Below are 20,839 nucleotides of genomic sequence, written 5' to 3' on the forward strand. Positions count from 1 at the left end.
ACTACCGCAGGGCGATCGCCTACCGGATGGCGACCGCCTATCGGTTGGCGACCGCCTGCTTCATCAGCGTCCTGCCGAAGTCCCACATCAGCCCGCCGCCGCTGTGCGCATCGTCCATCACGGCGGTGAACGCCTCCACGAAGCGGTCGACCTCCGCCTCCCCCACGGTCAGCGGCGGAATCAGCTTGATCACCTCCAGGTGATCACCGGAGACTTGAGTCAGGATCCGGTGCTTCTGGAGCAGCGGTACAACGACCATCTGCGCGAAGAGTCCCTTGCGTGCGGCCTGAAGGACGGTCCACCGGCTGCGCAGCTTCAGCGACCGCGGCCGGCCGAACTCGATGCCGATCATGAGGCCGCGCCCCCGGACGTCGTGCAGCAGCTCGTACCGGCCGATCAGCTCCGTCAGCCGCGCCTTCAGCAGATCACCGGTCCTGCGGGCGTTGGCGACGACGTTCTCGTCCTCCATCACGGAGAGCACCGCGAGCCCGGCCGCCATCGCCTGCGCGTTGGACCCGAAGCTCGCCGAGTGCACCAGCACGCGGTCCATCGACGAATACACCTTCTTGAAGATCCAGTCCTTGCCGAGCGTCGCCCCGACCGGCACATAGCCGCCGGAGAGCGCCTTGGCGACGCACAACAGGTCCGGCTCGACCCCGTCCTCGTGCTGGTACGCGTAGAAGTCCCCGGTCCGCCCGAGCCCGGTCTGCACCTCGTCGGCGATCAGCAGCGCCTTGTGCCGGTGCAGCAGCTCCTGTGCGGCGTGCAGGAATCCGGGCGGGCTCGCCAGTACCCCCTTGCCCTGGATCGGTTCGACGACAAAGCCGGCCACGTCGCCCCGCTTCAGCTCCCTCTCCAGCGCGGCCAGATCACCCATCTCGATCGCGGTGTCCGGCAGCAGCGGGGCGAAGCCGTCCCTGAACCCGCTCTCGCCGTTCACCGAGAGCGACCCGGTGGTCAGCCCGTGGAAGGCGTGGGAGCAGTACAGGATCCTCGGCTTCCCCGTCGCGTACCGGGCGAACTTCAAGGCCGTCTCGACCGCCTCGGTGCCGCTGTTCCCGAAGAACACCCGGTCCAGATGGGGACTGTGCGCCAGCAGTTTCTCCGCGAGCAGCCCCGGCAGCGGCTGGCAGTCGAAGCGCGTCAGGTCCGCGAGCGACGCGTCCAGCACGTCGTGCAGCGCCTTGCGCACCACGGGGTGATGGCGGCCAAGACCCATCACCCCGAATCCGGCCAGCATGTCGAGGTAGTCGTTGCCCTCCGCATCCCAGAAGTACGCGCCCTCGGCCCGCTCGTAGACCCGGTCGAAGCCGATGGTGTGCAGCATTCGCGGCAGCTGGTGGTTCAGGTGCCGTGTGTGCAGCTCGTACCGTTCACCGCCTCGCGCGGCGAGCAGCCCGGCCAGGTCGAAGCCCTTGCCCGCCGCGGACTCCCGGGGCGTGGGCGCGTCCTCTGTCATCCCTCAACTCTCCTTCGGTACCGGTCAGTTGGATGCGTCCGGCGCCAACGCGGCACCGATCCGCCCGGCGATCTCGATGGGTGTGAGCCCGATGTCCGCCAGCACCTCGCCCCGCTTGGCGTGCGCGAGGAACTGCTCGGGAATTCCGAAGGTCCGCAAGGGGACGTCGACGGACGCGTCCCGCAGCGCCTGCCCGACCGCCGAACCGACGCCGCCCGCACGGGAGTTGTCCTCCACCACGGCGACCAGCGAGTGCATCGCGGCCAGCGGGGGCAGTGCCGGATCGACGGGTTTCACCCAGCGCGGGTCGACGACCGTGCACCGTACGCCCCGCGCCTTCAGCAGCTCCACGGTCTGCAGACACACCCCCGCGAGTGCGCCGACGGACACGATCAGGACCTCGGGATCCTCGTCCCTGTGCAGTACGTCCAGCCCGCCGACCCGGTCGATCGCCGGGTACTCGGGCCCCACCGACTCCTTGGGGAAGCGCACCACCGTCGGCGCGTCCTGGACCGCGACCGCCTCCCGCAGTTGCGCGCGCAGCTGTGCGGCATCCCGCGGTGCGGCGATCCGCAGCCCCGGCACCACTTGCAGGATCGACATGTCCCACATGCCGTTGTGCGAGGGCCCGTCGGCCCCGGTCACCCCGGCCCGGTCCAGCACGAAGGTGACTCCGCACCTGTGCAGCGCCACATCCATCAGCACCTGGTCGAAGGCCCGGTTGAGGAAGGTCGCGTACACCGCGAACACCGGGTGCAGCCCGCCGGTCGCCAGCCCGGCCGCCGACACCGCCCCGTGCTGCTCCGCGATGCCGACGTCCCAGACCCGCTCCGGGAACGCCTCGGCGAACTTGGTCAGCCCGACCGGGTGCAGCATCGCCGCGGTGAGCGCCACGACATCCGGCCGCTCGGCGCCCACCTTGACCATCTCGTCCCCGAACACCGACGTCCAGGAGGGCCCGTTGGACGGTGCGAGCGGCTCGCAGGTCAGCGGGTCCATGGCGCCGACCGCGTGGAACCGGTCCGCCTCGTCCTGCTCCGCGAAGGCGTACCCGCGCCCCTTCTGGGTGAGGCAGTGCACCAGTACCGGTCCGTGGAAGCGCTTGGCCCGGCTCAGCGCGGACTCCACCGCCGCCACGTCGTGCCCGTCGATCGGCCCGACGTACTTCAGCCCCAGGTCCTCGAACATGCCCTGTGGCGCGAAGGCGTCCTTGAAGCCCTTCTTGGCCCCGTGCAGCGACTCGTACAGCGGCTGCCCGACGACGGGGGTGCGCTGAAGCAGTTCCTTGCCCCAGGTCAGGAACCGTTCGTAGCCGTCGGTGGTGCGCAGGGTGGCCAGGTGGTTCGCGAGGCCGCCGATGGTCGGCGCGTACGACCGCTCGTTGTCGTTGACCACGATGATCAGCGGCCGGTCCTTCGCGGCGGCGATGTTGTTGAGCGCCTCCCAGGCCATGCCGCCCGTCAGTGCCCCGTCCCCGATCACCGCGACCACGTGATCGGGCCTGCCCAGCACCTGATTGGCCTTGGCGAGACCGTCCGCCCAGCCCAGCACCGTGGACGCGTGGGAGTTCTCGATGACGTCGTGCACGGACTCCTCTCGCGACGGGTAGCCGGACAGTCCGCCCTTCCCACGCAGCTTCGAAAAGTCCTGACGCCCCGTCAGAAGCTTGTGCACGTACGACTGGTGGCCGGTGTCCCACAGGATCCGGTCGACCGGTGACTCGAAGACGCGGTGCAGCGCGAGGGTCAGCTCCACCACGCCGAGATTGGGGCCGAGGTGGCCCCCGGTCCTGGCCACCGCATTGATCAGGAACTGCCGGATCTCCCCGGCCAGTTCGACGAGTTCGACTTCGTCCAGCGCCTTCAGGTCCCGTGGACCCCGGATACCTTCCAAGATCGCCACGTTCGGCCCCCTCTCGGATTACTGTTCAGCTCACCGTGATGCCGGGGCGGCCCGAAGGCACAGCCCCGGCGTCCTCCATGCCGCCGAGCCCGGCGGTCACCTCGTCCGCCGGCCGGTGGACGTCCACCGGGGCCCCTCCGCGGGACGGGCGGAGGACGATGTCCAGCCACCGGCCCGACCCGGATACGCCGCGAGGTGCGGCGCGTCGCGAGCGGTCGGGCCGGCAGCGCGGGGAACCCCGGCTGCACCGGAACCCCGGCGGTCATCACGTCACCCGCGGTTTCCGGCGACGGTCTCGCGGGCGGCCCTGATGGACTCCTTGAGCGAGCCCATGGTGGCCAGCACGGCCGTCGGCTCGTAACCGCAGTGCGCCATGCAGTTGGCGCACCGCGGGTCCTTGCCGCGTCCGTACTTCTCCCAGTCGGTCTCCTCGATGAGCTGGCGGTACGTGGGGACGTATCCGTCGCTCATCAGGTAGCAGGGCCGCTGCCAGCCGAACAGCGAGTAGTTCGGGATCGCCCACGCGGTGCACGGGAAGTCCGCCTTGCCCTCCAGGAAGTCCAGGAAGAGCGGCGAGTGGTTGAGCCGCCACTTGCGCCGGTTCCCCCCGGCGAACGACTTCTTGAACAGCTCCCTGGTCTGCTCCACGCCCAGGAAGTGCTCCTGGTCGGGGGCCTTCTCGTAGGCGTAGGCGGGCGAGATCATCATCTCGTCCACCTCCAGGTCGTCATTGAGGTAGTTGAGCACCTCGATGATGTTCTGCGGGGTGTCGGTGTTGAAGAAGGTCGAGTTGGTGGTGACCCGGAAGCCGCGCCGCTTTGCCTCCTTGATCGCCTCCACCGCCTCGTCGAAGACGCCTTCCTTGGCGACCGACTCGTCGTGCCGCTCACGCAGCCCGTCGATGTGCACGGTGAAGGCGAAGTACGGCGACGGCGTGAACTTCTCGATCTTCTTCCGCAGCAGCATGGCGTTGGTGCACAGGAAGACGTACTTCCTCCTGGCCACCAACTGCCTGACGATCTCATCGATCTGAGGGTGCATCAGCGGCTCGCCGCCGGCGATGGAGACCATCGGGGCACCCGATTCGAGCACCGCCCCCACGGCCTGCGCCACCGGCATGCGCTGCTTGAGCACTCCGGCCGGATGCTGGATCTTCCCGCAGCCCTCGCACTTGAGGTTGCAGGCGAAAAGTGGTTCCAGCTCGACGATCAGCGGGAACTTCTCCCGCTTGCGGACCTTCTGTTCGAGAAGATACGTACCGACCCTGATGGTCTGACGAAGCGGCATTGCCATCTGGCTCACCTCCTGGGGAGCAGCAAAGAACGGTGCCATTCATAAAACGCCGGCAGGACTTGGCGAAGAACTCGGAAGGCCGATATTCCACCGCTGAGCGTGCCGAGTCTGAGGAGTTCGTGCTCGGGTGCGTCGACCACCACCCGGACGGCGGCAACGGGCCTCGGTCCGGTGTGCAGGGCGGCGGCCAGGGTGGCGGCCGACTCCATGTCGACGGCGATCACCCCTTCCGCCCGCAGCGCGGCCCGTTCGGCCGTGCCGCGTACGACGTGGTCGCTGCCGGCCAGCGGCCCGGTGTGGACCACCCGGTCCGGCAGTGCTCTGGCCACCGCGCCGGCCAGTACTTCCACGTCCGTGCACGGCGTGGCGCCGCGCCGGTCGCGGGTCTCGGTGGCGACCACCAGGTCACCGGGGTGCATGCCGGAGGCGAGTCCGGCGCAGAACCCGGAGGCGATGACCGCCGCCTGACTGGCCGGGCCTTCGGCGAGGGTGCGGGCGACCGCGTAGTCGGCGGCCTCGGGGCCCATTCCGGTACGGAGTACCAGGACGGGTCCCGCCGCGCCGCTGCGGTCGCCGCCGCGCAGGGCGAGGCGTTCGATGCCGAGCGCGCAGGCGATCAGCAGCGGCTGGGTACTGCCGGGTCCAGCTGAACCCGGGTTTCGGGTCATGCAGCCCCCTCAGCGGGCGTTGCGGGTGTCCGTGGTGGAGACGGACCGGGAGGTGGGGAACACGGGTTCCCCGTGGACGTACCGGCCGAGCGCGGTGAGCGGGAAGACCTGCCGGTACAGGTGGTAGTTGATGGAGAAGTCCCAGGGGAAGCCGGTGCCGGTGAAGTACGGCTCGTCCCAGGAGCCGTCCGGCAGCTGGGTCTCGGTGAGGAAGGCGACGCCCCGCTCGGTGGCCTTGGAGTCGCTCTCCCCGGCCGCGATCAGTGCGAGCAGCGCCCAGCCGGTCTGGGAGGCGGTGGAGGTGCCGTGCCCGACCCAGCCGGTGTCCTGGTAGGAGCGCAGGTCCTCGCCCCAGCCGCCGTCGTCGTTCTGTACGGATTCCAGCCAGGAGACCGCACGCCGGATCGCCGGATGCGAACCGGGCAGTCCGGCAGCTGTCAGCGCGGGGACCACCGACCCTGTTCCGTATACGTAGTTGACGCCCCAGCGGCCGAACCAGGCGCCGTTCTCCTCCTGCTCGGCGAGCAGCCAGGTGATGCCGCGCCGGGTGCGCGGGTGGTGGGCCTTGCCCTCGACGGCGAGCATCTCCACCACATGGGCGGTGACGTCGGCGGACGGCGGGTCGATGACCTCGCCGAAGTCGCAGAACGGCAGCCGATTGGGGAAGGGACTGGTGTTGTCGGCGTCGAAGGCCGCCCAGGCGCCGTTCTTGGACTGCATCCCGAGGTTCCAGCGCACACCGCGTGCGATGGCCCCCTCTATCCGCTCCCGGTCGGGGTGGGCCACGCGTCTGAGGGCCAGGATGACCTCGGCGGTGTCGTCGATGTCGGGGTAGTTGTCGTTGTGGAACTCGAACGCCCAGCCGCCCGGCGGCAGTTGGGGCCTGCGCACCGCCCAGTCGCCCGGCCGTACGATCTCCTCCGTGAGCATCCAGTCGGCGGCCTTGACCAGCGCCGGGTGGTCGGCGGGGACGCCCGCGTCGGCGAGCGCGATGGTGGCCAGGCAGGTGTCCCAGACCGGCGACTGACAGGCCTCGACCATCCGGGCCCCGTCAGCGCGCCAGACGGCGAACCGGTCGAGCGAGGCCAGCCCGGCCCGCATCACCGGGTGTTCGAGGTCGTAGCCGAGCAGATGCAGCGCGATCAGCGAGTAGACGGCGGGCGGCTGGATGCCTCCCCAGCAGCCGTCGTTCTCCTGCCGCTCGATGATCCAGCGTCCGGCCGCCTTCATCGCGGTGCGGCGCAACGGCGGCGGCGCGAAGCGGTGGTAGACGTGCAGCGCCTTGTCGAGGCGCTGGAAGAGGCCGTCCCAACTGGCGGGCGAGGCAAGGGGCTGGGGAGGGCTGGGGTTACGGGGGTCCGTGTGCAGCTCGGCGAGCGCGAAGGGGGCCGGGCGGACCGGACGCTTGGCCGAGACCACCGTCAGCGGCACGATGGTCTGCCGCGCCCAGCAGCCGAAGTCATAGATGTTGAGCGGTACCCACTTGGGGAAGAAGATCAACTCCGGTGGCAGTTCCGGGAGATCGTCCCACTTCCACCAGCCGAACAGGGCCAGCCAGATCCGGGTGAAGACCCGGCTCGCCGCGATCCCGCCCCGGGCCCGCACCCAGGCGGCGGCCCGGGTCATGTGCGGTTCCTCGGGCAGGTCACCGGCCAGCCGGAGGGCGACGTACGCCTCGATGGTGGCGGAGAGGTCGCCGGGGCCCTTGTAGAAGGTGGCCCAGGTGCCGTCCTCGCGCTGCTCGCCGCGGATGAAGAGCGCGGCGGCGGTGAGGGTCTTCTCGTCCTGGATGCCGAGGAACTGACGGAGCAGCAGGTCCTCGGCGTCCATGGTCACATTGGTTTCCAGGTCGCCCTTCCACCAGCCCTGACCGTCCTGGAGGCCGAGCAGATGCTCGACGGCCCTGTCCGTGGCCCGGCGTGCGGCATCCCTGACGTCGGACGCGGCAGTGGTACTCGTGGTGCTCTGGCTGGCCGCAGTCGCTCCGGGTTCCATCGCCCCGGTGCTTCCGTCGGTCGTCGCTGTCATGGTTTCCCCTTACGTGCAGTTGGACTTCTGCTGTGCTGGGGTTTCCGTCGCCCGGCGCCTCTGGTGGGGACGCCGGGCGGCGACTGCCTGGGGGCCGGCTGGGCGCTAGCCCCCAGGGACGCCGAATATCTGCCGGGGGTTCGTCACCTCTTTCGTACGACCACGAAGTCGGCGAGGGCGGTGAGCTGGGCCCGTACCTGCTCCGGCATGTCGACGCCGTGCAGCGCCTCGATGGCCACCGCGTGCTGGCGGCGGGCCTCCTGGCTGGTCCACTCGCGTCCGCCGGCCTCCTCGATGAGGGCCGCCCGGGTGGCGAACTCCTCCTCGGAGAAGGTGTCGAAGTCATTGCTCTTGGCGTCGGCCGCCAGCAGCTCGCCGAGCTTCTCGGAGGCCGGTCCGCCCGCGGCGAGCGCGGCGACGACCGGCAGCGACTTCTTGCGCTGGCGCAGGTCGCTCCAGGTCTGCTTGCCGGTGGAGTCCGGGTCGCCCCAGATGCCGAGCAGGTCGTCGACGGCCTGGAAGGCGAGGCCGAGGTGGTAGCCGTACGCCTCCAGGGTGTCGGCCGTCCTGTCGTCGGCGCCGCCGAGGACCGCGCCGATGGAGACCGCGCAGGCGAGCAGGGCGCCGGTCTTGTTGCCCTCCATCTCCAGGCACTCCTCGACGGTGACCCGGTCGCGGTGCTCGAAGGAGATGTCCTGCGCCTGGCCGTCGATCAGCTTCCTGGTGGCGGTGGTCAGCCGGCGCGTGGCCCGCCCCGCCTCGACGGTGCCGATCTCCAGGAGGAGTTCGTTGGCGAGCGCGAAGAGCGCGTCGCCGACCAGGATCGCCTGGGCCGGGCCGTGCACCTTCCACACGGTGTCGCGGTGGCGGCGCTGCTCGTCACCGTCCATCAGGTCGTCGTGCAGCAGCGAGAAGTTGTGCACGAGCTCGACGGCCACCGCGCCGGGCACGCCGACCTCGGCGGTCGCGCCCGCGGCTTCGGCGGACAGCAGGGAGAGCGCGGGGCGCACCGCCTTGCCGCCGTCGCCGTCGGAGGGGTTGCCCTGGGCGTCGATCCACCCGAAGTGGTAGGCCGCGACGGTGTCCATGGGCGGCGCGAGCCGGTCCACGGCGGCACGCAGCACCGGGGCGGACATGGCCCTGCCGCGCTCCAAAAGCGCCGCGATGTCCACGGTGTCGACAGCCGGGTTCGCCGGGGTCACAGGCTCTCCTCTTGTTCCAGTGCTGATGCTCATGCCGCCTCCAGTGGCGGAAGTTCATGGGGGCGACCGAGTGCGGTGAGCGCCGCGCCGGCGGCGAAGAGGCCGCTGCGCACTGCGCTTTCCATGGTCGCTGGCCAGCCGGTGTCGGTCCACGCCCCGGCCAGGTACAACCCCGGCGCACGGGTGCGCGGCCCGGGGCGCAGGCGCCCGACGCCGGGAGCGGGGGCGAACGTCGCGGTCCGCTCCCGGGTGACGAAGAAGTCCCGTACCTGAGCGCCTCGTGCGGCGGGCAGCAGCCGCTCCAGCTCCGGGAGGTAGCGCTCCCGCAGCTCGGCCACGGGTGCGTCGATCTCGTCGCCCGCGTCGGACTGCGAGACGGCGAGGTACTGCCCGCCACCGGTCAGCCCGGAGGATTCGGTCCGGTCGAAGACCCACTGCACGGGGGTGCCGAGCGCCGCGAAGAACGGCTGCCGCAGCACCTTGCGGTCGTAGATCACATGCACGTTGAGGATCGGTGCGACACCGATCTCCAGCAGCAGGTCCGGCTCGTCGAGCGCCCCTTCGGGCAGCAGTCCGTGCGCTTCCTTCTGCGGTACGGCGAGCACGACGGCATCCGCCTCGATCCGCTCGCCGTCCACGTGGACGGCCCAGCCCGACTCCCCCGTACGGGAGACGGAGTCGGCCTTGGCCCGCAGCTCGGTGCGTACGCCGGCCGCGTCGAGCGCCTTGCGGGCGAGGGTGTCGTGCAGTTCGCCGAGCGGGACATGGGCCCAGCCGATGTCGGCGGCGCCCGGGTCGGAGAGCAGCCCGGTCTTGAAGACCATGGCGGCCAGCGCCAGCGAAGCGCGCGGCGCGGTGGCGTTCAGGGTGGCCACGCCGACCAGGTCCCAGAGCGCCTCGATCGTACGGCTGGACTGTCCGTACGTGCCGAGCCAGCTCGCGAAGTCGGTGTCGTCCAGCTCGGGGTCGGCCAGGTCCAGACCCTTGAGGGCCAGTGCGGCCCGTCCGACGCTCGCCCGCTCGGCGAGCGAGAGGTGCGGGTAGGTGGCCAGGCTGGCGGCCAGGTGCAGGGGTACGGGCAGGGCATTGCGGCGCAGCCGCCCGAGGCGAGGGCCGCGCGGGTCACCCACGTCGAGCACGGGGACGTCCAACCGGTCCTGCAGCGGCGCGAGTTCGGCGCCCTGCACCCGGTCCAGGAACCAGCGGTAGGCGGTGCAGCAGCGCAGGAAGACGTGCTGGCCGTTGTCGACGGTGAGGTCGCCGCGCTGAAAGGAGAAGGCGAGGCCGCCGAGGCGGGGCCGGCCCTCCAGCAGGGTGACCCTCAGGCCCGCGTCCGCGAGTTCGAGGGCTGCGGTGATTCCGGCGAGGCCGCCGCCGATCACGACGGCGGTCCGCGGCTGCTCGTCCTGCTGCGGGGTGTGCGAGGACCGCACACTGCTGTGTGTCATGTGCCCTCCCCCGAACACAACCCTGAGCCGACCCAGTGGGTCGTTGCAGTCAGGGACGCGTCAGACCTGTGGAGGGTTGCGCACCGGTTCGACGAATTCTGCGCTTTCGGAGTTTCCCGCGATTTCTGCCGTTTCCGCTGTTTCACGTGAAACGCTCTTCCTGCCCCTTTCAAGGACGCCTCCTGGCGGTCTGCCGGGAGATGTGACGCGCGTCGAGGCCGGAGAGTCCGCGCACGGCGACATACGCCTTCTCGCGTCCCGGCAGCGAGACCCGGCCGCGCAGCACGGCGTAGGGGTCGCGTTCGATGCGGTCGAGCAGCCGGCGGTAGATACCGGCCATGGCGGCCACACAGGCGCCACTGCGCCGGTCGAGGTGCGGCAGCAGCCGGTAGCCCTCGGCGAACAGGGCGCGGGCACGCCTGACTTCGAAGTGGACCAGACCGGGGAAGTCGGATCCAGGCGGCGGGGTGGAGCTGTGGAAGCCCTCCGCGCAGCCGAACTTGGCGAGGTCTTCGGCGGGCAGATAGGTCCGTCCGTTGTCGGCGTCCTCGCGCACGTCCCGGAGGATGTTGGTGAGTTGCAGGGCGAGGCCCAAGGTGTCGGCGTACTCCGGGGCGCGCGCGGCGTCCTGTGCGCCCGACGGCGTACCGAACACGCCCAGCGAGAGCCGTCCGATGGCCCCGGCGACGCACCGGCAGTACGCCTGGAGGTCGTCCCAGGTCTCGTACGTCGCCTCGTGCACGTCCATCAGGACGCCGTCGATCAGCTCGTCGAGCCCGCCGAGCGGGATCGGGAAGCGGCGCGCGGCGTCGGTCAGGGCGACGGCCACCGGGTCGGTGTCGTCGTCCTCGATGTCGCCCGCACTGATCCGGGCCAGCAGCGCCCGGGTCTCGCCGAGCCGCTTCTCCTTCACCTCGGGCGGCAGGGTGCCGTCCCCGATGTCGTCCACGCGCCGGGAGAAGGCGTAGAGCGCGGACATCGCGTTGCGCTTGTCGGTGGGCAGCAGCCGGATGCCGTACGCGAAGTTGCGCGCCTGCTGTCCGGTCACCGCCTCGCAGTAGCTGTACGCGGCGAGTACCGGTGCGGACACCTGTTGGTCAAGTCCCTCCACGGTCCGGCTCACCCCTCTCTTCGCAGAGTCGCTCCCACTTCGCGCAGGAGACTGAGCTTGGTGGGCTTGGGCGGTCCAGGGAGTACGTCGAATCCGGCGGTGTGAACCGCCTTGAGGGCGGCGCGGCCACCGGCGACGAAACCGGCCAGCAGAAGCTTCAGTCTGCCGTGCACGCTACCCACCAGCGGGGGGCCTTCATTCAGCAAAAGGGAGGCTCGTTCCGCTTCGTATGCGACCAGTGAGCGCACGGAGGCGTTCGCACTGGACGCGGCAAGGTCGCTTTCGGAGACGTGAAAGCGCTTCATGTCCTCGGCCGGGAGGTAGATCCGGTCCCGTGCCAGGTCCTCGGCCACGTCCTGGAGGTGCTCGACGATCTGAAGCGCCGTGCAGACGGCGTCGGAGCGGCGGACCCGCTCGGGACTGGTGGTTCCGGTGAGGGCGAGGACGAGCCGGCCCACGGGATTGGCGGAGAGCTCGCAGTAGGCGAGGAGGTCGTCGTAGGTGGCGTAGCGGCTGACCGTCTGGTCCTGCCGGTTGGCCTCGATCAGTCCGAGGAACGGCTCGGGGGTGAGGGCGCGGCGGCGGACGACCGGCTGGAGGGCGGCGAGCAGCGGGTGCCTGGGGGTGGCGTCGAAGACCCGGTGCAGGTCGGCCTCGAAGGCGTCCAGCATCGCGAGGCGATCGTCCGTCTGTTCCTTGTCCAGGCCGAGCAGTACGGCGTCGCGGCCACCGGGGGCGAGGTCGCCGTCGCCGATGTCGTCGACCAGCCGGGCGTATCCGTAGACCGCCATAAGGTCGTCGCGCCAGGCCCGCGGCAGGAAGAACGGGGCCACCGGAAAGTTCTCGTCGGCGGCCTTGTCGAGGGTGGTGCGCGTGGCGGAACCGCCGGGCACGTCCCGGAAACCGGTCATCGCCGACTGCCCTCCACGAGGACGGCGAGAGCGTCTCGGAGCAGGAGAGTTTCCTTAGCCATTGCCGTCACACCTCCCGTTCTACACTGCCGACTCAAAACATCCCATTTCGGACACGCCGCCCGTCGTCCGAGGGGCGGGGAGTGCTCTGAGGCGGAGACCCGAGGGGGTATCGCCCCACTTGCCGCGAATCAGCACCGGTACAGCTTACGTTGTACAACGCGAAGCATCTCCGCGGGGTGTTGCGCGCATTACAACAACACTCCAATCCGTCCCAACCATCCCTGATCTTGCGGCAGTTGGCGGCTCGGCCGAATCCTGACGCTCTTTCGGGCGCCACACTTCACCTACACACGCCGAGGGCCCCCGCCGGTTCCGGCGGGAGCCCTCGGCACCGTGTTCGGGTTACTTCCCGGTTTCCCGCTCGTACGCCTTGACGACTTCCTCGGTCGGGCCGTCCATCAGGAGCTCGCCCTTCTCCAGCCACAGGACGCGGTCGCAGGTGTCGCGGATCGACTTGTTGCTGTGGCTGACCAGGAAGACCGTGCCGGCCTCCTTGCGGAGTTCGCGGATCCGCTCCTCCGAACGGATCTGGAACTTCCGGTCACCGGTGGCCAGCGCCTCGTCGATCATCAGGACGTCGTGGTCCTTGGCCGCCGCGATGGAGAAGCGCAGCCGGGCCGCCATGCCGGAGGAGTAGGTCCGCATGGGCAGGGTGATGAAGTCGCCCTTCTCGTTGATGCCGGAGAAGTCGACGATGCTCTGGTAGCGCTCGCGGATCTGCTCGCGCGACATGCCCATGGCGAGACCGCCGAGGATGACGTTGCGCTCGCCGGTCAGGTCGTTCATCAGTGCCGCGTTGACACCCAGGAGCGAGGGCTGGCCGTCGGTGTAGACCTTGCCGCTCTCGGCGGGCAGCAGGCCCGCGATGGCGCGCAGCAGGGTCGACTTGCCGGAACCGTTGGATCCGATCAGGCCGATGGCCTCGCCGCGGTAGGCGGTGAAGGAGACGCCGCGAACCGCGTGGACCTTGCGGACGCCGCGGGTGTCCTCGCCCTTCTTGCCGCGCACGATGCGGTTGAGGGCCGCGGTGGCGCCGCCCTTGCCGCCGCCCCCGGTGTGCACCCGGTAGACGATGTGCACGTCGTCGGCGATGACGGTGGGGATGCGCCCCTGCTTGTCGCGCTCGGCGATGTTGTCCTCAGCCACGGCCGTAACGCTCCTCAGCCTTCCAGAAGTACACGAAGCCCAGTGCGCCGAAGAGCACCGCCCAGAGCACCGCGGCGAGCCAGACGTGCGGCGGCAGGTTCTCCGCCCCGTACCCGTCGATCAGGGCGAAGCGGATCAGGTCCATGTAGACCGCCGCCGGGTTCCACTGGAGGATGTCGGTGATCCAGGCCGGCTGCTCCTTCAGCATCTCGGTGATGCTGAACATGACGCCCGAGGCGTACATCCAGGTACGCATGATGAACGGCATCAGCTGCGCCAGGTCCGGCGTCTTGGACCCCATCCTCGCCATGATCAGCGCGAGGCCGGTGTTGAAGACGAACTGGAGCACCAGTGCCGGGATCACCAGCAGCCACGACAGACGCGGGAAGTTGCCGAAGGCGACCACGATCAGCAGCAGAACGATCATCGAGTACAGCAGTTGCTGGAGCTGCTGCAGGGAGAAGGAGACCGGCAGCGAGGCGCGCGGGAAGTGCAGCGCCCGCACCAGGCCGAGGTTCCCGGAGATCGCCCGTACGCCCGCCATCACCGAGCTCTGGGTGAAGGTGAACACGAAGATGCCGGTGACCAGGAAGGGGATGTAGACGCCCTTGCTCATCCCCCGGCCCGCGTCGAGGATCAGTCCGAAGATGAGGAAGTAGACCAGTGCGTTGAGCAGCGGGGTCGCCACCTGCCACAGCTGGCCGAGCTTCGCCTGGCTGTACTGTGCCGCCAGCTTCGCGGAGGAGAACGCCATGATGAAGTGGCGCCGCCCCCACAGCTGCTGCACGTACTCGCCGAACCCGGGCCGGGCGCCGCTCACCGAGAGGTTGTACTTGGCGGCGAGCTCCGCCGGGGTCAGTCCCTCGTCGGGAGAGGGAGGGGCGCTCACAGCGACCGCTCCGTCTTGGGAAGTGTCACTCACAAGTGGAAACTTTCGTCTTCAAAGATGCGCGAACCGTCGGGCGCCGGGGCGCGGGTGTGCCGGATCCCGGGGGCACGAACCCGAAGCCGGCCACCCTGGAGCTGTCAGATGACGGGTGGTCGGCCCAGTCGGGTCAGCCGCCATACCGTACGCCACTTCATGGGACGTCGCGGACCCGCGGGGGTGGTCCAGCCCTCCTTGAAACCGCCGAACCACGCCTTGAGCGCCGCACCCGAGGGACGACGGGCGAGGGTGAGCAGCAGCCAGACCCCCACATAGACGGGGACCAGCGGGGCGGGCAGGTTGCGACGGGCCAGCCAGACCCGGTTGCGGGCGACCATGCGGTGGTACGTCGCGTGCCGGGCCGGCGAGGTGGTGGGGTGGTTGAGCACCATGTCCGCGCGATAGTCGATGCCCCAGCCGGCGTCGAGGGCCCGCCAGGCCAGGTCGGTCTCCTCGTGGGCGTAGAAGAACTCGTCCGGAAGCCCGCCGACCTCAGCGAAGACCTTGGTGCGGACGGCGTTGGCGCCGCCGAGGAAGGTTGTCACGTGGGAGGAGCGCATCGGGTCGGCGGCGCGCAGCCGGGGGACGTGCCTGCGCTGGGTGACGCCGGTGTCCGGGTCGGCGATCCGGAAGCTGATGATGCCCAGCTTCCGGTCCGCCTCGAAGGCCTGCCTGCACAGTTCGGCGGTGTCGGTGCGGGGCAGCAGGCCGTCGTCGTCCAGGAAGAGGAGTACGTCGACGTCGCTGCCGCCGGGGCCGAAGGCCTCGATGCCGACGTTGCGGCCGCCGGGGATGCCGAGGTTCTCGGGCAGGTCGACGGTGCGGACGAAGTCGGGGACTCCGGTGACGGGTGCACCGTTGCCGACGACCACGATGCCGACGCTGTCGCCGTCCTGCTTGCGGACCGAGTCGATCAGCGCGTTCAGGTCGTCGGGGCGGGTGCCCATAGTGATGATCACGGCACCCAGCTTCAGGGGCTGCCCCTGGGCGCCGGTCACTTGAGCCTGCTGGAGGCGAGGATCGACACCAGGTGCAGCAGCGTCTGGAGCAGGGCGATGCCCGCGAAGACGGCGACGCCGAGGCGGGTGAAGAACAGGTCGTCCCGAACCGCGTCGAAGACCGCGAGCACCAGGATCAGCAGCGAGGCCTCGATGCCGAGGATCAGCCGGTGGAACTGGAGCATGGAGGCGAGGCGGCGGGCCAGCGCCATCCCGGACGAGCGCGGCACGCTCGCCGATTCCGCGACCGGCGGCTTGCCGCCCTGGTGGCGGGCGACGGCGACCAGGTCGGTCTCCGCCTTGATCAGGATCGCGCCGAGGGCGGCCAGCGTGCCGAGGAAGGCCCACAGCCAGTCGATCCGTCCGGTGCCCCAGATGTCGGCGGCGCGCAGTCCGACGCCGACCAGCACGGCGGCGTCCGTCAGATAGGCGCCGACCCGGTCCAGGTAGACGCCGTTCAGCGAGAACTGCTTCTTCCAGCGGGCGACCTCTCCGTCGACGCAGTCGAGCAGGAGGTAGAGCTGTACGGCGACGACGCCGAGGACGGCGCCCCAGATGCCGGGCACGAGCAGGGCCGGGGCGGCGAGTACGCCGCAGACGGTCATCACGTACGTCAGCTGGTTGGGCGTGATCCTGGTGTTGACCAGGTACCGGTCCACGCGCAGCGAGATCTCGCGCATGTACAGGCGTCCGCCCCAGTGCTCACCGCTGCGCCGGTCCTTGACGCCTGCGGGGTGAACGACGGGACGGAGTTCAGCTACTGATGGTCGTCTTGACATAGTCGGCGTAAGCGTCCCTGATCTGGTCTGCGGACAGGTCGAGGTGTTCCAGGATGGTGAAGCGGCCCGGCCGGGTCTGGGGGGCGTACTCGACGGCCTGGACGAATTCGTCGGCGCTGAAGCCGATGTCGTCGGGCAGTACGGGCAGTTGGTGTCTGCGCAGTACGTCGACGAAGAGCGCGGCCTCCTCGGTGGCGCCGCGCAGGTGCATGGCGAACGCGGCGCCGATGGCGACCTGCTCGCCGTGCAGCTGGGAGCGCCGCGGGAAGAGCAGGTCGAAGGCGTGGCTGATCTCGTGGCAGGCGCCGGACGCGGGGCGGCTGTCGCCGGCCACCGTCATCGAGATGCCGGTGAGGACCAGGCCTTCGGCGAGCACCTTGAGGAAGGCGTCGTCGGAGATGGTGCCGGGGTGGCGGAGCACTGCTTCGCCGGCCTGGCGGGCCATCGCGGCGGCCAGGCCGTCGATGGATTCGCCCTTGATGTCGTGGGCGAGTTCCCAGTCGGCGACGCAGGAGATGTTGGAGATGGCGTCGCCGATGCCGGACCGTACGAAACGGTCGGGGGCCTGGCGGATCACATCGAGGTCGATCACGACGGCGATCGGGGTGGGGACTCCGTAGGAGCCTCGCCCGTTGTCGTTGTCGAGGGTGGCGACCGGGGAGCAGAGACCGTCGTGGGCGAGATTCGTGGCGACCGCGACCATGGGCAGGCCCACGCGGGCGGCCGCGTACTTGGCGACGTCGATGATCTTGCCGCCGCCGAGGCCGACCACGGCGTCGTACCGCTGCTTGCCCTTGATGTCGTCGGCCAGCTTGATCGCGGAGTCGATGGTTCCGTCGGCGACCGGGTACCAGTCGGCGTCCGGCAGGGCCGGGGCGAGCCGCTCGCGCAGCGCCTGGCCCGAGCCGCCGCTGATGGCGATGGCCAGGCAGCCGGAGCCGGAGATCCGCTGGTCGGCGAGGAGGCCGGCCAGGTCGTCGAGGGCGCCGCGGGAGATGTCGACGGTGAGCGGGGAGGGGATCAGGCGGGTCAGTACTGGCACGCGATCTCCCGGCCCTTGGCGAGGTCGTCGTGGTTGTCGATCTCGACCCACTTGAGGTCGCCGATCGGGGCCACGTCGATACGGAAGCCGCGGTTCACCAGCTCCTGGTAGCCGTCCTCGTAGTAGAGGTCGGGGTCCCGCTCGAAGGTGACCTTGAGGGCGTCGGCCAGCTCGTCGGCGGCCTCGCCCTCGATCAGGGTGACGCCGATGTACTCGCCGGAGGCGGTGGCCGGGTCCATCAGCTTGGTGATCTTCTGGACGGCACCGGACTCGTCGGTGATCACCTTCATCTCCTCGTCGGCGAGGTTCTTCACCGTGTCGAGGGCCAGGATGATCTTCTTGCCGTCGCCACGGGCGGCCAGCAGCGTCTTTTCGACGGAGACCGGGTGGACGGTGTCGCCGTTGGCGAGGATCACCGTGTGCCGGATGCGGTCGCGGCCGCACCACAGGGAGTAGGCGTTGTTCCACTCCTCGGCCTTGTCGTTGTCGATCAGGGTCAGCTTGAGGCCGTACTTGGCCTCCAGGGCCGCCTTGCGGTCGTAGACCGCTTCCTTGCGGTAGCCGACGATGATCGCGACCTCGGTGAGGCCGATCTCGGCGAAGTTGCCCAGGGTGAGATCGAGGATGGTGGTGTCACCGTCGACGGGCACGAGGGCCTTGGGGAGTGTGTCCGTGTAGGGACGCAGACGCCGTCCGGCGCCCGCTGCCAGTACCAGGCCGATCATGCGGTCTCTCCTTCGTCGTGTACGGCGGGTGCTCCGGAGGAGACCCAGAACCGGATGCTCTCGGCACCCGCCACCAGCGCGACGGCCACAGCCATGACCGTGAGCGCGAGGGGGAAGTCGATGGTTGCCGACAGGGCGGCGAGAACGGCCACCAGCAGGGTGCGGCCCTCATGGCCGCCCAGCGTGCGCACCAGCCAGTTCGGCGGGGCTCCGGTGCCGCCCTTGATGCGGTAGACCGTGTCGTAGTGATGGTAGGCGACCGCTGCGACAAGCCCGAAGGCGGCGGGAAGCGCTCCGGCGACGTCGGCCTTGACCGCGAGGATGAGGACCGCGCAGTACTCGCCGATCCGGAACAACGGCGGAATCAGCCAGTCGAGGGCGCCCTTGAGGGGAACGGCGACGGCGCAGCCCGCGAAGGCGGCGTATACCCCGGCGGCGATCACCGTCTGCCGGGAGCCGAACGGCTGGGTCAGCAGCATGGTGAGCAGCGAGGCGGTGCCGATCAATGCCATCACCGGGGGGAGCCAGGAGATACTGACGGACGAGCCGCCGCGGGCCACGAAGCGCGCGAGCGGTCCGCTGTCCGCGAGGTCGGCGAGCGCCTGGGCGGCCCGGTCGGTGCGGGTGGCCCGCCGGGTGAGGGAGCGCAGCACGCGTCCGGCGGTGGTGTAGCAGGCGGCGAAGGCACAGCCGATGAGCAGGGCGTAGAACACGATCCGGGGCGTGGTGACGGCGGTCAGCACGGCGATCATGGCCCAGCGTTCGCCGATCGGCAGGACGATCATCCGGCGCACCCAGACCGTCCAGCCGACACTGTCGAGCTTCCCGGAGAGGGCCGCGGTGGGGCTCGTGTTGCCGGTGGCGTCGTGGTTGGCCTCGTTGAAGGAGAAGTCCACGACATGGCGGCAGGTCTGGAGGACCATCGCGCCGAGCGCCAGGGCCCATACGTCGTCGCCGCCGCGGATCGCGCCCAGGGCGAGGCCCGCGTAGTAGGCGTACTCCTTGGCGCGGTCGAAGGTGGCGTCCAGCCAGGCGCCCATCGTCGAGTACTGGAGCGAGTAGCGGGCGAGCTGCCCGTCGGTGCAGTCCAGGACGAAGGAGAAGAGAAGCAGTACGCCGGCCGCGATGTAGCCGCCGCGGGTTCCGGTCGCCGCGCAGCCGGCCGCTACGAGGGCGGTGAGCAGCGAGGCGGTGGTGACCTGGTTGGGGGTGAGGCCCCGGCGGGCGCACCAGCGGGCGAGGTAGCGGGAGTACGGGCTGATGCAGTACGTGGTGAAGAAGCCGTCGCGGGACTTCACGGCGGTGCGCAGCCGGACCGCCTCTTCGTCGACGGCGGCCACGGACCGTTCGGCCTCGGTACGGGAGGCCTGGTCGGCCGGGACCACGGCGACGAGCGAACCGAGCTCGGGGCGCTGGACGGCGCAGCCGTCGGCGTCGAGGGCGGCGGCCACCTCGTCCGGCGCGGTCAGCGGCGCCGTGCGCAGCGCACGGCCGAGGGCGGCGCGCGCCTCGGGCTGCGCGGTGAGCGCGCCGGGGACGGCGGCCGCGGGAAAGCGGGGGTCGGTCAGGCCCAGGCGCAACGCGTGCACATGGCCGATGAAGCGGGGGTCGACGAGGGCGACCCGGTCACCGGCCGGTGCCGCGTCCAGGAGTTTCGCGGTCTCGGCCGCGTCGGCGGCGGACCGCACGTCGAAGCCCAGCGACCTCAGATCGCCTTCGAGTGACGACCCGGGTACCGGCGGCCCGGTGAGGATGGCGGTCGACAGACGAACTCACTCCTTGAGCAGGGCTTCGAAAAGCCGCACGGTGCGTCCGCACAGGGGCGGGCGGGGCGGCATCGGCAGAGGCTATCGGATGAACGGGGACGGGATTTCACTGCCCGTTCATGCTCCGCCGGGGCAGGTCCTTCAGGCGGACCGGCCGCCGCGATCATCATGGTCGATCACGGGCCCGCCCCACAAACCGCGTGCGACGGGCCACTGCGGCAGCGTCGGCCGCTCTCTGCGCCGTCCGTCGCCCAACCGCTTCCGAAGATCACCGCACCTTCCTGACCTGCATTCATTTCCGCAGGTCAGGGCACATGACAACGGTGTTCAGTCCCGGCTTGCCCATACCCCCCACCCGTAGTTCACTGGGGTGGCGGGCAGGTCACTTCCCGCATTTCACCACCACGATCCGGAGGCGGCTTCACATGGGGGCTGGGCATGATCACGGGCATTCGCACGGCGGGCCGCCGCCCACCGGTACGGCGGCTGCCGCCTACAAGGGGCGGCTGCGCATAGCCCTGGGCATCACGCTCTCGGTGATGGTCGTGGAGATCGTCGGCGGGCTGGTCACCAACTCGCTCGCCCTGATCGCCGACGCCGCCCACATGGCGACGGACGCCCTCGGGCTGGCGATGGCACTGCTCGCGATCCACTTCGCGAACCGGCCGCCCACCCGGAACGCCACCTTCGGTTACGCCCGCGCCGAGATCCTGGCCGCCCTCGCCAACTGTCTGCTGCTGCTCGGCGTCGGCGGTTACGTCCTGATCGAGGCCGTCCAGCGGTTCGTCGAGCCCACCGCGACCAAGGGCGGTCTGACAATCGTCTTCGCGCTCATCGGGCTCGTCGCCAACATGGTGTCTCTCTCGCTCCTGGTCAAGGGGCAGAAGGACAGTCTCAATGTGCGTGGCGCCTATCTGGAGGTGCTGGCGGACGCGCTGGGTTCGGTGACCGTGCTGGTCTCGGCGGGGCTGATCCTGCTGACCGGCTGGAACTACGCCGACCCGATCGCCTCCCTGGTCATCGGCCTGATGATCGTGCCGCGCACGGTCAAGCTGCTGCGCGAGACACTCACCGTGCTGCTCGAAGCGGCTCCCAAGGGCGTCGACATGCAGGAAGTGCGGGAGCACATCCTGGGTACGCCCGGTGTGGAGGACGTGCACGATCTGCACGCCTGGACGATCACCTCGGGGATGCCGGTGCTGTCGGCGCACGTGGTGGTCAGCCAGGACGTGCTGGATTCGGTCGGGCACGAGAAGATGCTGCACGAGTTGCAGAGCTGCCTCGGCGATCACTTCGACGTCGAGCACTGCACCTTCCAGCTGGAGCCGAGCGGGCACGCCGAGCACGAGATGAAGCTCTGCCACTGAGAGCCT

The 20,839-nt window shown here is 69.9% G+C and carries 17 protein-coding genes; 1 reads left to right on the top strand and 16 read right to left on the bottom strand.

The genetic code is table 11. From position 1 onward, the window contains the following. Positions 1-37 precede the first annotated feature (37 nt). The 16 genes from ACIA73_RS20345 to ACIA73_RS20420 form a co-directional block, all read right to left on the bottom strand. Positions 38-1,459, bottom strand: coding sequence for an aspartate aminotransferase family protein (locus tag ACIA73_RS20345; protein WP_399439995.1), 1,422 nt, complete (start codon positions 1,457-1,459; stop codon positions 38-40). 24 nt (positions 1,460-1,483) lie between these two features. Beyond that, complete coding sequence (gene dxs / locus ACIA73_RS20350; protein ID WP_399439996.1) at positions 1,484-3,361, bottom strand: 1-deoxy-D-xylulose-5-phosphate synthase; 1,878 nt, start codon at positions 3,359-3,361, stop codon at positions 1,484-1,486. Between the two features lie 270 nt (positions 3,362-3,631). After that, entirely contained in the window at positions 3,632-4,654 is a 1,023-nt protein-coding gene (gene hpnH, locus ACIA73_RS20355; RefSeq protein WP_399439997.1) for an adenosyl-hopene transferase HpnH, read from the bottom strand. Positions 4,655-4,659: 5 nt separating this feature from the next. After that, positions 4,660-5,322, bottom strand: coding sequence for a 1-hydroxy-2-methyl-2-butenyl 4-diphosphate reductase (locus ACIA73_RS20360; RefSeq protein WP_399439998.1), 663 nt, complete (start codon positions 5,320-5,322; stop codon positions 4,660-4,662). Between the two features lie 9 nt (positions 5,323-5,331). Beyond that, positions 5,332-7,350 carry a squalene--hopene cyclase gene (gene shc / locus ACIA73_RS20365; RefSeq protein ID WP_399439999.1) on the bottom strand — a complete coding sequence of 673 codons (2,019 nt, stop codon included), beginning with the start codon at positions 7,348-7,350 and terminating at the stop codon, positions 5,332-5,334. 143 nt (positions 7,351-7,493) lie between these two features. Beyond that, positions 7,494-8,585, bottom strand: a complete 1,092-nt coding sequence (locus ACIA73_RS20370) for a polyprenyl synthetase family protein (protein WP_399440000.1) — start codon at positions 8,583-8,585, stop codon at positions 7,494-7,496. Continuing rightward, on the bottom strand, positions 8,582-10,000 hold the full coding sequence (gene hpnE, locus ACIA73_RS20375; RefSeq protein WP_399440001.1) for a hydroxysqualene dehydroxylase HpnE: 1,419 nt from the start codon (positions 9,998-10,000) through the stop codon (positions 8,582-8,584). Before hpnE ends, ACIA73_RS20370 begins: the two co-directional genes overlap by 4 nt. 169 nt (positions 10,001-10,169) lie before the next feature. Beyond that, the gene (gene hpnD / locus ACIA73_RS20380; RefSeq protein WP_399440002.1) at positions 10,170-11,123 is read right to left on the bottom strand and encodes a presqualene diphosphate synthase HpnD; all 954 of its coding nucleotides are present in this window, start codon (positions 11,121-11,123) and stop codon (positions 10,170-10,172) included. Beyond that, positions 11,120-12,022, bottom strand: coding sequence for a squalene synthase HpnC (gene hpnC / locus ACIA73_RS20385; RefSeq protein WP_399440003.1), 903 nt, complete (start codon positions 12,020-12,022; stop codon positions 11,120-11,122). The genes hpnD and hpnC overlap by 4 nt, the downstream gene beginning before the upstream one ends. Positions 12,023-12,427: 405 nt before the next feature. Further along, positions 12,428-13,216 carry an ABC transporter ATP-binding protein gene (locus ACIA73_RS20390; protein ID WP_399440126.1) on the bottom strand — a complete coding sequence of 263 codons (789 nt, stop codon included), beginning with the start codon at positions 13,214-13,216 and terminating at the stop codon, positions 12,428-12,430. Between the two features lie 7 nt (positions 13,217-13,223). Then, complete coding sequence (locus ACIA73_RS20395) at positions 13,224-14,153, bottom strand: ABC transporter permease (RefSeq protein WP_399440005.1); 930 nt, start codon at positions 14,151-14,153, stop codon at positions 13,224-13,226. A 104-nt stretch (positions 14,154-14,257) separates the two neighbouring features. Next, a complete protein-coding gene (locus tag ACIA73_RS20400) occupies positions 14,258-15,130 on the bottom strand; it encodes a glycosyltransferase family 2 protein (protein ID WP_399440127.1) in 873 nt (290 codons plus the stop codon). A 20-nt stretch (positions 15,131-15,150) separates the two neighbouring features. Next, entirely contained in the window at positions 15,151-15,933 is a 783-nt protein-coding gene (locus ACIA73_RS20405; protein ID WP_399440006.1) for a CDP-alcohol phosphatidyltransferase family protein, read from the bottom strand. Next, positions 15,908-16,975, bottom strand: coding sequence for an iron-containing alcohol dehydrogenase family protein (locus tag ACIA73_RS20410; protein ID WP_399440007.1), 1,068 nt, complete (start codon positions 16,973-16,975; stop codon positions 15,908-15,910). Before ACIA73_RS20410 ends, ACIA73_RS20405 begins: the two co-directional genes overlap by 26 nt. After that, positions 16,963-17,700: a sugar phosphate nucleotidyltransferase gene (locus ACIA73_RS20415; RefSeq protein ID WP_399440008.1), complete on the bottom strand. Its 738-nt coding sequence runs from the start codon at positions 17,698-17,700 to the stop codon at positions 16,963-16,965. The genes ACIA73_RS20410 and ACIA73_RS20415 overlap by 13 nt, the downstream gene beginning before the upstream one ends. After that, the gene (locus ACIA73_RS20420; RefSeq protein WP_399440128.1) at positions 17,697-19,466 is read right to left on the bottom strand and encodes a DUF5941 domain-containing protein; all 1,770 of its coding nucleotides are present in this window, start codon (positions 19,464-19,466) and stop codon (positions 17,697-17,699) included. The genes ACIA73_RS20415 and ACIA73_RS20420 overlap by 4 nt, the downstream gene beginning before the upstream one ends. 425 nt (positions 19,467-19,891) lie before the next feature. Here ACIA73_RS20420 and ACIA73_RS20425 point away from each other — a divergent pair, with 425 nt between their 5' ends. Beyond that, a complete protein-coding gene (locus tag ACIA73_RS20425; RefSeq protein WP_399440009.1) occupies positions 19,892-20,833 on the top strand; it encodes a cation diffusion facilitator family transporter in 942 nt (313 codons plus the stop codon). The last annotated feature ends 6 nt before the right edge of the window (positions 20,834-20,839 follow it).

The organism is Streptomyces sp. NPDC051561 (assembly GCF_044454195.1).
Classification (GTDB): Bacteria; Actinomycetota; Actinomycetes; order Streptomycetales; family Streptomycetaceae; genus Streptomyces.

Bases quoted from the DNA above. Each gene is read 5' to 3' on its own strand.
- ACIA73_RS20415 (WP_399440008.1), bottom strand. From the start codon at position 17,700: ATGATCGGCCTGGTACTGGCAGCGGGCGCCGGACGGCGTCTGCGTCCC.
- ACIA73_RS20345 (WP_399439995.1), bottom strand. From the start codon at position 1,459: ATGACAGAGGACGCGCCCACGCCCCGGGAGTCCGCGGCGGGCAAGGGC.
- ACIA73_RS20370 (WP_399440000.1), bottom strand. From the start codon at position 8,585: ATGAGCATCAGCACTGGAACAAGAGGAGAGCCTGTGACCCCGGCGAAC.
- ACIA73_RS20425 (WP_399440009.1), top strand. From the start codon at position 19,892: ATGGGGGCTGGGCATGATCACGGGCATTCGCACGGCGGGCCGCCGCCC.
- ACIA73_RS20405 (WP_399440006.1), bottom strand. From the start codon at position 15,933: ATGTCAAGACGACCATCAGTAGCTGAACTCCGTCCCGTCGTTCACCCC.
- ACIA73_RS20360 (WP_399439998.1), bottom strand. From the start codon at position 5,322: ATGACCCGAAACCCGGGTTCAGCTGGACCCGGCAGTACCCAGCCGCTG.
- shc (WP_399439999.1), bottom strand. From the start codon at position 7,350: ATGACAGCGACGACCGACGGAAGCACCGGGGCGATGGAACCCGGAGCG.
- hpnH (WP_399439997.1), bottom strand. From the start codon at position 4,654: ATGGCAATGCCGCTTCGTCAGACCATCAGGGTCGGTACGTATCTTCTC.
- hpnC (WP_399440003.1), bottom strand. From the start codon at position 12,022: ATGACCGGTTTCCGGGACGTGCCCGGCGGTTCCGCCACGCGCACCACC.
- hpnE (WP_399440001.1), bottom strand. From the start codon at position 10,000: ATGACACACAGCAGTGTGCGGTCCTCGCACACCCCGCAGCAGGACGAG.